This is a genomic window from Streptomyces sp. NPDC048603 (genome assembly GCF_043199475.1).
Lineage (GTDB): Bacteria > Actinomycetota > Actinomycetes > Streptomycetales > Streptomycetaceae > Streptomyces.
Window position 1 is genome coordinate 196,118 of sequence record NZ_JBICVY010000012.1, and the last position, 14,214, is coordinate 210,331.

Annotated in this window: 11 protein-coding genes; 3 read left to right on the top strand and 8 right to left on the bottom strand. The window is 70.8% G+C overall.

The genetic code is table 11. The features are described from left to right. Positions 1–112: 112 nt before the first annotated feature. The 3 genes from ACGFQ9_RS28945 to ACGFQ9_RS28955 all read right to left on the bottom strand — a co-directional run bounded on the left by ACGFQ9_RS28945 (position 113) and on the right by ACGFQ9_RS28955 (position 3,848). Positions 113–1,015, bottom strand: a complete 903-nt coding sequence (locus ACGFQ9_RS28945; RefSeq protein WP_393577798.1) for a hypothetical protein — start codon at positions 1,013–1,015, stop codon at positions 113–115. Positions 1,016–1,270: 255 nt separating this feature from the next. Further along, positions 1,271–2,902: an L-glutamate gamma-semialdehyde dehydrogenase gene (pruA, locus tag ACGFQ9_RS28950; protein WP_393577800.1), complete on the bottom strand. Its 1,632-nt coding sequence runs from the start codon at positions 2,900–2,902 to the stop codon at positions 1,271–1,273. A 19-nt stretch (positions 2,903–2,921) separates the two neighbouring features. After that, on the bottom strand, positions 2,922–3,848 hold the full coding sequence (locus tag ACGFQ9_RS28955; RefSeq protein ID WP_393577802.1) for a proline dehydrogenase family protein: 927 nt from the start codon (positions 3,846–3,848) through the stop codon (positions 2,922–2,924). Positions 3,849–4,001: 153 nt separating this feature from the next. On the opposite strand from ACGFQ9_RS28955, the gene ACGFQ9_RS28960 reads away from it, so the two are divergent. Both ACGFQ9_RS28960 and ACGFQ9_RS28965 read left to right on the top strand, forming a co-directional pair. Then, positions 4,002–5,228, top strand: a complete 1,227-nt coding sequence (locus ACGFQ9_RS28960; RefSeq protein WP_393577804.1) for a PucR family transcriptional regulator — start codon at positions 4,002–4,004, stop codon at positions 5,226–5,228. A 134-nt stretch (positions 5,229–5,362) separates the two neighbouring features. Further along, positions 5,363–6,337: an NAD(P)-dependent alcohol dehydrogenase gene (locus ACGFQ9_RS28965; RefSeq protein ID WP_393577806.1), complete on the top strand. Its 975-nt coding sequence runs from the start codon at positions 5,363–5,365 to the stop codon at positions 6,335–6,337. 70 nt (positions 6,338–6,407) lie between these two features. Here ACGFQ9_RS28965 and ACGFQ9_RS28970 read toward each other — a convergent pair whose 3' ends face one another. After that, complete coding sequence (locus ACGFQ9_RS28970; protein ID WP_393577807.1) at positions 6,408–6,986, bottom strand: TetR/AcrR family transcriptional regulator; 579 nt, start codon at positions 6,984–6,986, stop codon at positions 6,408–6,410. A 76-nt stretch (positions 6,987–7,062) separates the two neighbouring features. On the opposite strand from ACGFQ9_RS28970, the gene ACGFQ9_RS28975 reads away from it, so the two are divergent. Next, on the top strand, positions 7,063–8,616 hold the full coding sequence (locus tag ACGFQ9_RS28975) for an MFS transporter (protein WP_393577808.1): 1,554 nt from the start codon (positions 7,063–7,065) through the stop codon (positions 8,614–8,616). A gap of 91 nt (positions 8,617–8,707) precedes the next feature. On the opposite strand, the gene serA is transcribed toward ACGFQ9_RS28975, so the two are convergent. From serA to ACGFQ9_RS28995, 4 genes are all read right to left on the bottom strand, one after another. Next, positions 8,708–10,300 carry a phosphoglycerate dehydrogenase gene (gene serA, locus ACGFQ9_RS28980; RefSeq protein WP_393577810.1) on the bottom strand — a complete coding sequence of 531 codons (1,593 nt, stop codon included), beginning with the start codon at positions 10,298–10,300 and terminating at the stop codon, positions 8,708–8,710. Positions 10,301–10,564: 264 nt separating this feature from the next. Next, on the bottom strand, positions 10,565–11,566 hold the full coding sequence (ilvC, locus tag ACGFQ9_RS28985; RefSeq protein WP_393577812.1) for a ketol-acid reductoisomerase: 1,002 nt from the start codon (positions 11,564–11,566) through the stop codon (positions 10,565–10,567). A 172-nt stretch (positions 11,567–11,738) separates the two neighbouring features. After that, positions 11,739–12,263: an acetolactate synthase small subunit gene (gene ilvN, locus ACGFQ9_RS28990; protein ID WP_393577813.1), complete on the bottom strand. Its 525-nt coding sequence runs from the start codon at positions 12,261–12,263 to the stop codon at positions 11,739–11,741. Between the two features lie 32 nt (positions 12,264–12,295). Further along, on the bottom strand, positions 12,296–14,176 hold the full coding sequence (locus ACGFQ9_RS28995) for an acetolactate synthase large subunit (protein ID WP_393577815.1): 1,881 nt from the start codon (positions 14,174–14,176) through the stop codon (positions 12,296–12,298). Positions 14,177–14,214: the final 38 nt, after the last annotated feature.

Below are 14,214 nucleotides of genomic sequence, written 5' to 3' on the forward strand. Positions count from 1 at the left end.
TGTGCCAGGGCAACCCGCACCTCCCTCAGGATCAGATGGTCACGGAGCGCCATCCTGAGCCCCGACACGAGATCGGGGAGGAGCAGGAACAGGAGGAGGAGAAGGGCGGGCATCAGACGTACCTCCCCCGGATCGACTCCCCGGTCCGTACCAGGCCCTGGGTCGTGTGGGCCAGTTCGATCCGGCGCACGTAGATGCGCGCCCCTCCCAGGGCGATCGTGCCGGGGTGCAGACCCACGGGTGCTTCGGCCGACGGCAAACTGTCCGGGGGCGCGTCGAGACCGCTGCGCAGCAGCTTGTCCTTCACCACTGAAGCGTCCTGGCCACAGCACCACTCCAGGACCATGTCCTGGTACTGGTGGCAATACGAGTTCGCCCATCCGTGGGCCTCGGCGGCGAGGTTGACCAGCCGGGGGCGCCTGAGCAGCCTGCTCAGCAGCCGGTCCCTGGAGACGGGGTCGTCCCCCGCGAGGCTGCCCGTCCAGTCTGCCAGCTCGGCCACCTCCAGGGCGTGCAGCCTGCGCCTGCTGCGGCGACCCACGTATCGGACTCCCTGAGTGTCCACGGGGAGCCGTGGGGACCGCCCCACCCCATGCAGGAGGATCTCTCCACCTCCGGCGAGGTCACGGAGCAGGCATCCGCGCGGGCTGGACCGGACGCGCAGTCCGGGCACACCGCGGAGGCCGCCGTAGTACACGTCGACCCGGGGCATCAGTTCAGCTAGCAGACGCTCCGCCATCGGCGTGTGCACCTGGAGCACCAGGCCGTCGGGCGTGGGCAGGGAGCGCGTGAAGCCCATGACGGCGCCGTCGAGTTGGCTGTCCTTGAGTGATTCGCCGCCGACCAGGGCGACCCATGCCTCGAAGGCACGTTGTTCGGACCTGAAGGCGTCGGGGACCGGCAGGGTGCGGGAGATCCGACCTTGCTCAGCCCACTCGAGGGCGGAGCGGTATGGCACTCCGGTCGCCTGGGTGCACAGCCGGGCGGCACGCTTACGGTTGCTGTTTCCGGACACACGTCTCCTCAGCGCCGCACCGGCTCGGCGAGTGGAGGTAACGCGTACCCAACGGACAACCACACGTACGGGATCTCGTGAGAGAACTGGGCTCCCCTCGGGCAGCCGGGGCCCGAGGTGTAGGAGCAAGCTTCCGCACCAACTAGGTCCAGGCTAACACCGGTTGCCGGAAATGGGAGCCGCCCCCGCTCCGGACTTGGGGGTACCGGAGCGGGGGCGGGTTCATGGGTGGGCCGGGGAGGCCCGGGGGGGGCGTCAGCCCATGTGGGGGTAGCCGTACTCGGTCGGCGGGACCAGGGTCTCCTTGATGGAGCGGGTCGAGGTCCAGCGGAGCAGGTTCGACGCGGCGCCCGCCTTGTCGTTGGTGCCGGAGGCGCGGCCGCCGCCGAACGGCTGCTGGCCGACCACGGCACCGGTGGACTTGTCGTTGATGTAGAAGTTGCCCGCGGCGAAGCGGAGCTTCTCCATCGTGTGCGCGGCCGCGTAGCGGTCGGCGGCGATGACCGAGCCGGTCAGGGCGTACGCCGAGACGGACTCCATCTGGTCCAGCATCTCGTCGTACTTGTCGTCCTCGTAGACGTGGACGGCGAGGATCGGGCCGAAGTACTCGGTCGTGAAGACCTCGTTCTCCGGGTCGGTGCACTCGATGACGGTGGGGCGGACGAAGTAGCCCTCGGAGTCGTCGTACGTGCCGCCGGCGACGATCGTGCAGGTCGGGTCGGCCTTGGCGCGGTCGATCGCGGCCTTGTTCTTGGCGAAGGAGCGGTCGTCGATGACGGCGCCGATGAAGTTCGTCAGGTCGCGGACGTCACCCATGGTGATGCCGTCGACCTCGGCGGCGAACTGCTCCTTGAAGCCGTCGTTCCAGATGGACGCCGGAACGTAGGCGCGGGAGGACGCCGAGCACTTCTGGCCCTGGAACTCGAAGGAGCCGCGGGTCAGCGCGGTCTTCAGGACGGCGCGGTCGGCCGAGGGGTGCGCGACGACGAAGTCCTTGCCGCCCGTCTCGCCGACCAGGCGCGGGTAGGACTTGTACGTCTCGATGTTGGTGCCGACCGTCTTCCACAGGTACTGGAAGGTCTTGGTCGAGCCGGTGAAGTGGATGCCGGCCAGCTCGGGGTGGTTCAGGGCCACCTCGGAGACGGCGATGCCGTCACCGGTGACCAGGTTGATGACGCCCTTGGGGAGGCCGGCCTCCTCCAGGAGCTCCATCAGCAGGACGGCCGCGTGCGTCTGGGTGGGGGACGGCTTCCAGAGCACCACGTTGCCCATCAGCGCGGGCGCGGTCGGCAGGTTGCCGGCGATCGCGGTGAAGTTGAACGGGGTGATCGCGTAGACGAAGCCCTCCAGCGGGCGGTGGTCGCTGCGGTTCCACACGCCGGCCGAGTTGGCCATCGGCTGCTCGGCCAGGATCTGGCGGGCGAAGTGCACGTTGAAGCGCCAGAAGTCGACGAGCTCGCACGGGGTGTCGATCTCGGCCTGCTGGGCGGTCTTGGACTGGCCCAGCATGGTGGAGGCGGCCAGCTTCTCGCGCCACGGGCCGGACAGCAGCTCGGCGGCGCGCAGGATGATCGCGGCGCGGTCGTCGAAGGACATCGCGCGCCACGCCGGGGCGGCGGCCAGGGCGGCCTCGATGGCGTCGCGGGCGTCGTCCTGGGTGGCGTTGGCGTAGGTGCCGAGCACCGACTTGTGGTCGTGCGGCTGGACGACGTCGAAGCGCTCGCCGGCGCCCATCCGCTTGGTGCCGCCGATGGTCATCGGGAGCTCGATCGGGTTCTCGGAGAGCTGCTTCAGCTGCGCTTCGAGACGCGCCCGCTCGGCGCTGCCGGGGGCGTACGTGTGGACCGGCTCGTTGACCGGCGCGGGGACCTGGGTCACAGCGTCCATGGGTCGAAAACTCCTTGACCTAGTTCTTGGTGATCATCGAGCGGACGAAGAAGAGCAGGTTGGCCGGCTTCTCCGCCAGACGGCGCATGAAGTAGCCGTACCAGTCGGTCCCGTACGCGGTGTAGACACGCATCCGGTGGCCCTCGGCGGCCAGCCGCAGGTGCTCCTCGCTGCGGATGCCGTACAGCATCTGGAACTCGTACTCGTCCAGTTTGCGCCCGGCGGTGCGGGCGAGTTCCTGGGTGATGGCGATGAGGCGCGGGTCGTGGGACCCGATCATCGGGTATCCCTGCCCCTCCATCAAGATCTTGAGGATGCGCACGTACGCCTTGTCGATCTCCGCCTTGTCCTGGTACGCGACCTCGGCCGGCTCCTTGTAGGCGCCCTTGACGATCCGGACGCGGCTGCCGGAGGCGGCCAGGCGGCGGGCGTCGGCCTCGGTGCGGAAGAGGTACGCCTGGATGACGCAGCCGGTCTGCGGGAAGTCCTTCCGCAGCTCCTCGTGGATGGCGAACATCGAGTCGAGGGTGGTGTGGTCCTCGGCGTCCAGGGTGACGGTGGTGCCGATGGCCGCGGCGGCCTCGACGACCGGGCGGACGTTGGCGAGGGCCAGCTCGTGGCCGCCCTCCAGCGCCTGGCCGAACATCGAGAGCTTGACGGACATCTCGGCCTTGGTGCCCAGGCCCAGGTCCTGCAGCCGGTCGATCAGCTCCAGGTAGGCGTCACGGGCGGCGTAGGACTGCTCCACCGTGGTGATGTCCTCGCCCACCACGTCGAGGGTGACCTCCAGCCCCTTGGCGGCCAGGTCGGTGACGATCGGGATGACCTGGTCGACCGTCTCGCCGGGGATGAAGCGATTGACCACGGGCTTGGTCACCGGGGCGGCAGAGACGATTCGGCGCATCTTCTCGCTGCGCGAGGCGGCCAGAATCACGGGACCCAGCACGGGGCACCTCCAACGGGTGGCAGAAAGCAAGTGAAACCACCGTGAAACCTATGGATCGGTTTGATCCTCGGCCATCGACACCTGTCACGCATCCGTGGCCGGGATCTCATACAGATGTCTGAAGCGGGCGGCGCCGGGTGGGAGAATGTGCCCGTGAAGGGCGATTACCAGGACCTGGTGGACGAGATCTCGGCGCTGCTGGGTGCCCCCGCGACCCTGGAGAACCGGGACTTCCGCCTGATCGCCTTCGGCGCCCACGACAGCGAGGACGACCTCGCCATGGACCCGGTCCGGACCCGGTCGATCCTGACCCGGCAGTCCACCGCGGCCGTGCGGTCCTGGTTCGAGGGCTTCGGCATCGCCCGCGCCACCGGCCCGGTCCGGATCCCGGCCGCGCCCGAGGCCGGGGTGTTCCGGGGCCGGATCTGCCTGCCGGTGCGGAACCGCGGGATCGTGCACGGCTACGTGTGGCTGCTCGACCCGGAGCCGGGACCGGGGCAGGGCCCCTGGCCGGACCCCGCCCAGCTGGACGCCGCCATGGAGGTGGCCGAGCGGATCGGGGTGCTGCTGGCCGAGGAGGCCAGGGCGGGCGCGGATCTGTCCCGGGAGTTCCGGGCGGTGCTCACCGCCGGCCGGGGCCGGCCGCGGGACCTGGCGGTGGAGGCGCTCCGGGCCGCGCTGGGGGCGGGCGGGGCCGGCCCGCACGGCCTGGTGTGCGTGGCCCCGTGGGCCGGGGACACGCCTGGGTCGGTGCCGGGCGCGGCGGCGGTGTGCGCGGCACCGCTGCGGGAGACGGCCGGAGACGGCCCGGCGGTCGGGGAGGGCCGGGCGTCCGGGGAGGGTCTGGCGGTCCTGGTGAGGCTCCGGGCGGCGGACTCGCTCACCCCGGCACTGAACACGGCCGGCCGCCTGCTGCCCCGGGACGGCGGGGCCGGGAGCCCCCCGGCCGGGGCGGGTGGCGCGCGGGCCGCCGGGGTCGGCGAGCCGGTACGGGACCTGGCCGGGCTGCCGGAGGCCTGGGAGCAGGCGACGGCCGCCGCCCGGGCGGCGCTGGCCCAGCCGCGGCTGGGGCCGGTGGCCCGCTGGTCGGCGATCGGCGCGTACCGGATGCTGGCGGCGCTGTCCGCCGACCCGGCGCAGGACCCGGCGACCCGTGCCCTGCTCGGCCCGGCCCACCCCGAACTGGCGCGCACGGCCGAGGTGTTCCTGGACTGTGCCGGACAGGCCGGGCGGGCGGCGGCGGCCCTGGGCATCCACCGGCAGACCCTCTACTACCGGTTGTCCCGGGTGGAGCAGCTGACCGGGCTGGACCTGGACGAGGGCGAGGACCGGCTGCTGCTGCACATGGCACTGAAGGCGGCCCGGCTCAACGAAAGTTGAAGGCGCGCTACGACTCCAGGGGTACGGACCCCGCCCCGGTCTCCGGGCCGGACCCGGGTCCGTCCCCGATGCCCGCGCCCGGCCGGAGCACCTACCGTCGCGAACACCACCGGCACCGCGCGACAGGAGGCACCGTGAAGGCGATCGTCCAGGACCGCTACGGCCCACCCGAGGTCCTTGAACACCGGGAGGTCGACCGGCCGGTACCCGGAGAGCACGACGTACTCGTCAGGGTCCGGGCCGCCGCGGTCAACGCGGCCGACTGGCACCTGATGCGGGGTGATCCGTACGTGGCGCGCCCGGTGCTCGGGCTGCGCCGGCCCAAAGTGCCCGTCCGGGGCCGCGACTTCGCCGGCACGGTGGAGGCGGTGGGCGCGGCCGTGACCGGACTCCGCCCGGGCGACGAGGTGTACGGCGAGGCCGACGGGGCGTTCGCCGAGTACGTGTGCGCCCCCGCCACGGCGGTGGACCGCAAGCCGGCCGGCCTGACCTTCGCGCAGGCGGCCGCGATCCCCCTGGCGGGGAACACCGCGCTGATGGGCCTGCGCGACCTGGGGCGTCTGGCACCGGGGCAGTCGGTACTGGTCAACGGCGCGTCCGGGGGCGTGGGCACGTTCGCGGTGCAGATCGCCAAGGCACTGGGCGCCGAGGTGACCGGCGTGTGCAGCGCCCGGAACGCCGAACTGGTCCGCTCGCTGGGTGCGGACCGCGTCGTCGACTACGCGCGGGAGGACTTCACCCGGAGCGGCCGGACGTACGACCTGGTGCTCGACCTGGTGGGGAACCGTTCGCTGGCGGATCTCCGGCGCGCGCTGGTGCCCGCCGGGACACTGGTGCTGTCCGGCGGCGGGGTGTCCGGGGGCGGCAGCCTGATCGGGCCGATGGCGCTGCTCGTGAAGGGGCAGGTGCTGTCCCGGTTCGCCCGGCACCGGCTGCTCGTGCTGACGGCCGAGCCCCGCCGGGAGAACCTGGCGGCGCTGCGGGAACTCGTGGAGTCCGGGCGGGTCAGGCCGGTCGTGGACCGGACGTACCCGCTGGCCGAGGCGGCGGAGGCGATCCGGTACCTGGAGGTGGAGCACGCCCGCGCGAAGGTGGTCCTGACCGTGTGAGGACACCCGGGTACGGGCACCGTCCGGAAGGGGCCGTCCTGGCAGCAGGACGGCCCCCTTCCGGCGCGGCCTACTTCTCCTTGCCCAGCGCGGTCCCGGCCGCGCGCCGCATCCCCTCGGTGAGCTCCTCCGCGCTCGCGGCGCTCTCCGGGTCGAACAACCACTGGATCATCAGGCCGTTGAGCAGGGCCTGATAGAAGGCCCCGAGCGTCCGGACGTCCCGCTCGTCGAGTTCTTCCTCGGGCCGGCCGGTCATCATCGCGATCAGGCCGCGGCGCCCCTCCCCCTGCTGGGCGGCCAGCATCTTCCGCAGCTCCGGCACCCGGTCCTGGCTCAGGGCGATCTCCAGGCTGGCGGCCCACACCGGTCCCGACGCCTCGTGCTGGGCGACCACGTTCTCCCAGAGGGAGCGGAACCTCTCCAGCGAACCGCCCTCACCCTGGACTGCGGCCGAAAAGGACTCGCCCCACTCCTCCATGAGCTGCACGAACGCCTGGGTGAGCAGGGTGTCCTTGGAGCCGTAGTGGTAGCCGATGGAGGCGAGGTTCGCCCCGGAGGCGGCCACGATGTCGCGCGCGGTGGTCCGCACGAACCCCTTCTCGACCAGGCACTTCTTCGCGCCGTCGAGCAGATCTTCCTTGTGTCCCATGCCCGCACCCTATCAATACGGACGTTCAAAACACACGTACTAGACAAGCGTTTATGACGTCTGTACATTTCTGCTCATGACGAAGACCCCGCCCCGTGCCGGGCGCCGCGAATGGACCGCCTTCACCGTCCTGCTGCTCCCCCTGCTGCTCGTGTCGATGGACGTGTCCGTCCTCTACTTCGCGGTCCCCGCCATCACCCGGGAGCTCGACCCCAGCGCCACCCAACAGCTGTGGATCTTCGACAGCTACGCCTTCGCCCTGGCCGGCCTCCTGATCACCATGGGTTCGCTGGGCGACCGGATCGGCCGCCGGAGACTGCTGCTGATCGGGGCCGTCGCCTTCGGCCTCGCTTCCGTGGCCGCGGCCTACGCACAGAGCGCCGAGATGCTCATCGCCGCCCGTGTGCTCCTCGGTGTCGGCGGGGCCACCCTGATGCCCTCCACACTGGCCCTCGTCCGCAACCTCTTCCGGGACGACAGGCAGCGGACGCAGGCGATCGGCATCTGGTCGGGGGCCATGGCCGGCGGCATCGCGCTCGGCTCGGTGATGAGCGGGCTGATCCTGAACCACTTCTGGTGGGGTTCGGTCTTCCTGATCAACGTGCCCGCGATGCTGCTCCTGCTGGTCCTGGTGCCCGTGCTGGTCCCCGAGTTCAAGGACCCGGCCCCCGGCCGCTTCGACCTGCTGAGCGTGCCGCTGTCCATGGGCGCGGTCCTGCCGGTGGTCTACGGGCTCAAGGAGATCGCCGCCGAGGGTGCCCGGCCGCTCCACCTCGGCTGCCTCGCCGCCGGCCTGGCCGTCGGGTACGTCTTCGTCCGCCGCCAGCGCTCCCGCGAGGACGCGATGATCAGCCCGGCGCTGTTCCGGGGCCGGGGTTTCGGGGCCGGTGTCACCCTCAACACCCTGGCCGCCTTCGCGATGATGGGATCCGCCTACTTCACCACCCAGTACCTGCAGTCGGTGCTCGGCATGGGCACCCTGGAGGCGGCGCTGTGGAGCCTCGCCCCGTCCGTGGCCGTCGGCGCGGCCGCCCCGGCCGCCGCAGCCCTCGGCCAGAAGCGCGGCCGGCGGACGGTCATCGCGGGCGGCTTCGCCACCGGCGCCGCCGGGTTCGCGCTGCTCGCCCTGGTCGGCACCGATTCGCTGTGGCTGCTGCTGACCGGCTGCACGGTGCTGGCCTGCGGGATCGTCACCGTGATGTCCCTGGTCTCCGACATGGCACTGGCCTCGGCCCCCGCGGAGAAGGCCGGCTCCGCCGCCTCCCTGCTGGAGACCGGCCAGGAGTTCGGCGGCGCGCTGGGCATGGCCCTGCTGGGCAGCCTGGGCACGGCCGTCTACCGCGAGGACCTCTCCGGCGCCGAGCCGGCCGCGCGGGAGACCCTGGGCGGGGCCGCTGCCGCCGCCGGGCAGCTGGGGGGCGAGGCCGGCGCGGAACTGCTGGCCGCCGCCCGCGAGGCCTTCGTGCACGGCATGCAGTACGCCGCCTGGGGCGGGGCCGCCGTGCTGCTGGCCTCGGCCGGGCTCGCCCTGGCACTGCTGCGGACGGCCACGGGCCCCGCACCGGCCGTCGCACCGGCCCCGGCCGGACCGGCCGCCGAAGCCACCGAGCCGGTCACCGCCGCGCACTGAGCGGCGTACGGCGCGGCGTACGGCGCCGGGCCGGCGGAAACGGGAAAGGGCCCGGGGGAAACCCCGGGCCCTTTCACACGTGCGTGGTCGGTCAGTCGACCAGGTTGACCGAGCGGGTCGACGTGGCGCCGATCTCCTCGGAGATCTCCGCCAGCACCGCCGGCGGGACGGTGTCGTCCACGGTCAGGACGGCGAGCGCCTCACCGTGCTCCTCGGCACGGGCGACCTGCATGCCCGCGATGTTCAGACCGGCCTCGCCGAGGATCCGGCCGACGGCGCCGACGACGCCCGGGCGGTCCTGGTAGCGGAGCACGACCATGTGGTCGGCGAGCGCCAGGTCCACGTCGTACTCGCCGATGCCGACGATCTTCTGGAGGTGCTTGGGGCCCGCCAGGGTGCCCGCCACCGAGACCTCCTGGCCGTCGGAGAGGGTGCCGCGGACGATGACCACGTTGCGGTGGTCCGGGGACTCCGAGCTGGTGGTCAGGCGCACCTCGACACCGCGCTCCTGCGCGAACAGCGGGGCGTTGACGTAGGAGACCGTCTCTTCGACGACGTCCTCGAACACACCCTTGAGGGCGGAGAGTTCCAGCACCTTGACGTCGTGCTGGGTGATCTCGCCGCAGACCTCGACGTCGAGGCGGACCGCGACCTCGCCGGCCAGGGCGGTGAAGATCCGGCCGAGCTTCTCGGCGAGCGGCAGGCCCGGGCGGACGTCCTCGGCGATGACACCGCCCTGGACGTTGACCGCGTCCGGCACCAGCTCGCCGGCGAGCGCCAGGCGCACCGACTTGGCGACGGCGATACCGGCCTTCTCCTGGGCCTCGTCGGTGGAGGCGCCGAGGTGCGGGGTGCAGACGACCTGGTCCAGCTCGAACAGCGGGGAGTCCGTGCAGGGCTCCTTCGCGTACACGTCCAGGCCGGCGCCGGCGACGCGGCCCTCCTTCAGGGCCGAGTACAGGGCGGCCTCGTCGACGATGCCGCCGCGCGCGGCGTTGACGATGCGGACGGACGGCTTGACCTTGTGCAGCGCCTCGTCGCCGATGAGACCGAGGGTCTCCGGGGTCTTGGGCAGGTGCACGGTGATGAAGTCCGCGACCTCGAGCAGCTCGTCGAGGGAGAGCATCTTCACGCCCATCTGGGCGGCGCGCGCGGGCTGCACGTAGGGGTCGTAGGCGACGACCTTCATGCCGAAGGCCGACATGCGCTGGGCGACCAGGACGCCGATGCGGCCGAGGCCGACGACGCCGAGGGTCTTCTCGCTGAGCTCGACACCCGTGTACTTGCTGCGCTTCCACTCGCCGTTCTTCAGGGCGGTGTTGGCCTGCGGGATGTTGCGGGCCGTGGCGACCAGCAGGCCGCAGGCGAGCTCGGCGGCGGTGACGATGTTGGAGGTCGGGGCGTTGACGACCATCACGCCGGCCTTGGTGGCGGCGGAGACGTCCACGTTGTCCAGACCTACGCCGGCACGGGCGACGACCTTGAGCTTCTTCGCGGCGGCGATGGCCTCCGCGTCGACCTTGGTGGCGGAGCGCACGAGGATGGCGTCGACGTCCGCGATCGCGGGCAGCAGCTCCGCGCGGTCGGCGCCGTTGCAGTGGCGGATCTCGAAGTCGGGGCCGAGAGCCTCAACGGTGGCAGGCGAAAGCTCTTCGGCGATCAGTACGACAGGTTTCGAGCTCACGTGGGTCCTCACTAATCCAGTGCGGACGGCCGTCCCGACGGCCGCAGGCGGTGGAGGGGGCTAGCCGCGTGGAAGACGCACGACACTGTGGGCCTGACGCGTTGTGTTGAGCAGTGTAGTAGCGGGGCGGCGGTTGTTTTCCGCCTGTCCGGAGAGATCACCCGTCCGGGGTTGGCCGGGGTGGACAACCCGATACGGCCCGGATGGACAAACCGGATGGACGAAGGGGCCGGGACGGAAGCGTCCCGGCCCCTTCGCAGTGGGTCAGTTCTCCTCGTCGGAGACCCAGCTCATCAGCTTGCGCAGCTTCTTGCCGGTGGTCTCCAGCAGGTGCTCGGAGTCGGCCTTCTTGTACTCGTTGTACTTGGGCAGACCGGCCTTGTACTCGGCCATCCAGGTGTTGGCGAACTCGCCGCTCTGGATCTCCGCGAGGACCTGCTTCATCTCGGCCTTGGTGGCGTCGGTGATGACGCGCGGGCCGGTGATGTAGTCGCCCCACTCGGCGGTCTCGGAGACCGACCAGCGCATCTTCTCCAGGCCGCCCTCGTACATCAGGTCGACGATCAGCTTGAGCTCGTGCAGGCACTCGAAGTACGCGATCTCCGGCTGGTAGCCCGCCTCGGTGAGGACCTCGAAGCCGGCCTTGACGAGCGCGGAGGCGCCACCGCAGAGGACGGCCTGCTCACCGAACAGGTCGGTCTCGGTCTCCTCGGTGAAGGTGGTCTTGATGACGCCGGCGCGGGTGCCGCCGATGCCGGCCGCGTAGGAGAGGGCGAGGTCGAACGCCTTGCCGGTGGCGTCCTGCTCGACGGCGGCGATGCACGGAACGCCGCGGCCCTCCTCGTACTGACGGCGGACCAGGTGGCCCGGGCCCTTCGGGGCGACCAGGGCGACGTCCACGTTGGTCGGGGGCTTGATGAAGCCGTAGCGGACGTTGAAGCCGTGGCCGAAGAAGAGCGCGTCGCCCTCCTTCAGGTGGTCCTTGATGGACTCCTCGTAGATCTCGGCCTGGAGCGGGTCCGGGGTCAGGATCATGATGAGGTTCGCCCATTCGGCGGCCTCGGCGACCGGGAGGACCTTCAGGCCCTGCTCCTCGGCCTTGGCCTTGGACTTCGAGCCTTCCTTCAGGCCGACGACGACGTCGACGCCGGAGTCACGGAGCGACAGCGCGTGGGCGTGGCCCTGGCTGCCGTAGCCGATGACCGCGACCTTGCGGCCCTGGATGATGGACAGGTCGGCGTCGTTCTCGTAGAACAGCTCGGCCACTGGGATATCTCCTTGGTGCGCTGGTGTTGCTCCCACCGTACGGCGGGGAACGGAATGAAAGTCTGTCGGTCTCGCAATGCGAGCATCGGGCACTGCGCAATGCGAGCATCGGGCACTGCGCAATGCGAGCATCGGACGCCGCGCCACGCGGGCGCGGCGATCCGAGGGTGCGTCAGGCGCTGCGGTCGAGCGCGCGCAGGCTGCGGTCCGTGATGGACCGTCCGCCACGCCCTATGGCGATCGTGCCGGACTGGACGAGCTCCTTGATGCCGAACGGCTCCAGCATCTTGAGCATCGCGCCGAGCTTGTCGGCGCCGCCGGTGGCCTCGATGGTCACGGCCTCCGGGGAGACGTCGACGGTCTTGGCGCGGAACAGCTGGACGATCTCGATGATCTGGGAGCGGGTCTCGTTGTCGGCACGGACCTTGACCAGGACGAGTTCGCGCTCGATCGCGGAGGAGGGCTCCAGCTCGACGATCTTGAGGACGTTGACCAGCTTGTTGAGCTGCTTGGTCACCTGCTCCAGGGGCAGGTCCTCGACATTGACCACGATGGTGATGCGGGAGATGTCGGGGTGCTCGGTGACGCCGACCGCCAGGGAGTCGATGTTGAATCCGCGGCGGGAGAAGAGCGCGGCGATCCGGGCGAGGATGCCGGGCGTGTTCTCGACCAGGACCGAGAGCGTGTGCTTGGACATGTGTGTCGTTCTCTCTCTGGGGCTCTCGCGGCTCAGTCGTCTTCGCCGTCGCCGAAGTCGGGGCGGACGCCCCGGGCTGCCATGACCTCGTCGTTGGAGGTGCCGGCGGCGACCATCGGCCAGACCATGGCGTCCTCGTGGACGATGAAGTCGACCACGACGGGGCGGTCGTTGATCGCGTTGGCCTCGGCGATGACCTTGTCCAGGTCGGCCGGGTCCTCGCAGCGGAGCGCGACGCAGCCCATGGCCTCGGACAGCTTGACGAAGTCCGGGACGCGGGTGCCCATGCGGGGGGCGACGGACTCGCCGAGCTGGGAGCCGACGGTGTCGTGGCCGGTCTCCTCACCGTGCAGGACGGTGTTGGAGTACCGCTGGTTGTAGAACAGGGTCTGCCACTGGCGGACCATGCCCAGCGCACCGTTGTTGATGATCGCGATCTTGACCGGGATGTTGTTCAGCGCGCAGGTGGCCAGTTCCTGGTTGGTCATCTGGAAGCAGCCGTCGCCGTCGATCGCCCAGACCGTGCGGTCCGGCATGCCGACCTTGGCGCCCATCGCGGCCGGGACCGCGTAGCCCATGGTTCCGGCGCCGCCGGAGTTCAGCCAGGTGCGGGGCTCCTCGTAGTCGACGAAGTGCGCCGCCCACATCTGGTGCTGGCCGACGCCGGCCGCGTAGATGGTGCCCTCCGGGGCGAGCTGGCCGATCCGCTGGATGACCTGCTGCGGGGAGAGGCTGCCGTCCTCGGGCAGGTCGTAGCCCAGCGGGTAGGTCTCGCGCCAGCGGTTGAGATCCTTCCACCAGGCGGTGTAGTCACCGGTGTTGCCCTCGTTGATCTCGGCCTGGACGGCCTGGATCAGGTCGGCGATGACCTCGCGGGCGTCACCGACGATCGGGACGTCCACGGCGCGGTTCTTGCCGATCTCGGCCGGGTCGATGTCCGCGTGGATGATCTTGGCGAAGGGGGCGAAGCTGTCCAGCTTGCCGGTGACGCGGTCGTCGAAGCGGGTGCCCAGGGCGACCAGCAGGTCCGACTTCTGCAGCGCGGTGACGGCGGTGACCGCGCCGTGCATGCCGGGCATGCCGAGGTTCTGCGGGTGGGTGTCCGGGATGGAGCCCAGGGCCATCAGGGTGGTGACGACCGGGACGCCGGTGAGCTCCGCGAGGACCTTCAGCTCGGCGGTGGCGCCGGCCTTCATCACGCCGCCGCCGACGTAGAGGACCGGGCGCTTGGCCGCGGCGATCAGCTTGGCGGCCTCGCGGATCTGCTTGGCGTGCGGCTTGGTGACCGGCCGGTAACCGGGGAGGTCCTGGGCGGGCGGCCAGCTGAAGGTGGTCTGCGCCTGCAGGGCGTCCTTGGCGATGTCGACCAGGACCGGGCCGGGACGGCCGGTGGAGGCGATGTGGAACGCCTCGGCGATGGTCTTGGCGATGTCCGCGGCCTTGGTGACCAGGAAGTTGTGCTTGGTGATCGGCATGGTGATGCCGACGATGTCCGCCTCCTGGAAGGCGTCGGTGCCGATGGCCTTGGAGGAGACCTGGCCGGTGATCGCGACCAGCGGGACGGAGTCCATGTGGGCGTCGGCGATCGGGGTGACCAGGTTGGTCGCACCCGGGCCGGAGGTGGCCATGCAGACGCCGACCTTGCCGGTGGCCTGCGCGTACCCGGTGGCGGCGTGACCGGCCCCCTGCTCGTGCCGGACCAGGATGTGACGGACCTTCGTGGAGTCCATCAGCGGGTCGTACGCGGGCAGGATGCAGCCTCCCGGGATGCCGAAGACCGTGTCGCACCCCACCTCTTCGAGAGAACGGATGAGGGACTGCGCACCCGTGACGTGCTCGATCGCAGCGGTCTGCTGTCCGCCGGTACGGGCCCGCGGCTGCGGATGGTGGGCCCCGGTGGCCTGCTCGGTCATCGGCAATCTCTTCTCGAAGCTGAGGGTTTTACAAGTGA

Excerpts from the sequence above, each read along its gene's own strand:
- pruA (WP_393577800.1), bottom strand. The coding sequence starts at position 2,902 with ATGGACGCTGTGACCCAGGTCCCCGCGCCGGTCAACGAGCCGGTCCAC.
- ACGFQ9_RS28970 (WP_393577807.1), bottom strand. The coding sequence starts at position 6,986 with ATGGGACACAAGGAAGATCTGCTCGACGGCGCGAAGAAGTGCCTGGTC.
- ACGFQ9_RS28975 (WP_393577808.1), top strand. The coding sequence starts at position 7,063 with ATGACGAAGACCCCGCCCCGTGCCGGGCGCCGCGAATGGACCGCCTTC.
- ilvN (WP_393577813.1), bottom strand. The coding sequence starts at position 12,263 with ATGTCCAAGCACACGCTCTCGGTCCTGGTCGAGAACACGCCCGGCATC.
- ACGFQ9_RS28995 (WP_393577815.1), bottom strand. The coding sequence starts at position 14,176 with ATGACCGAGCAGGCCACCGGGGCCCACCATCCGCAGCCGCGGGCCCGT.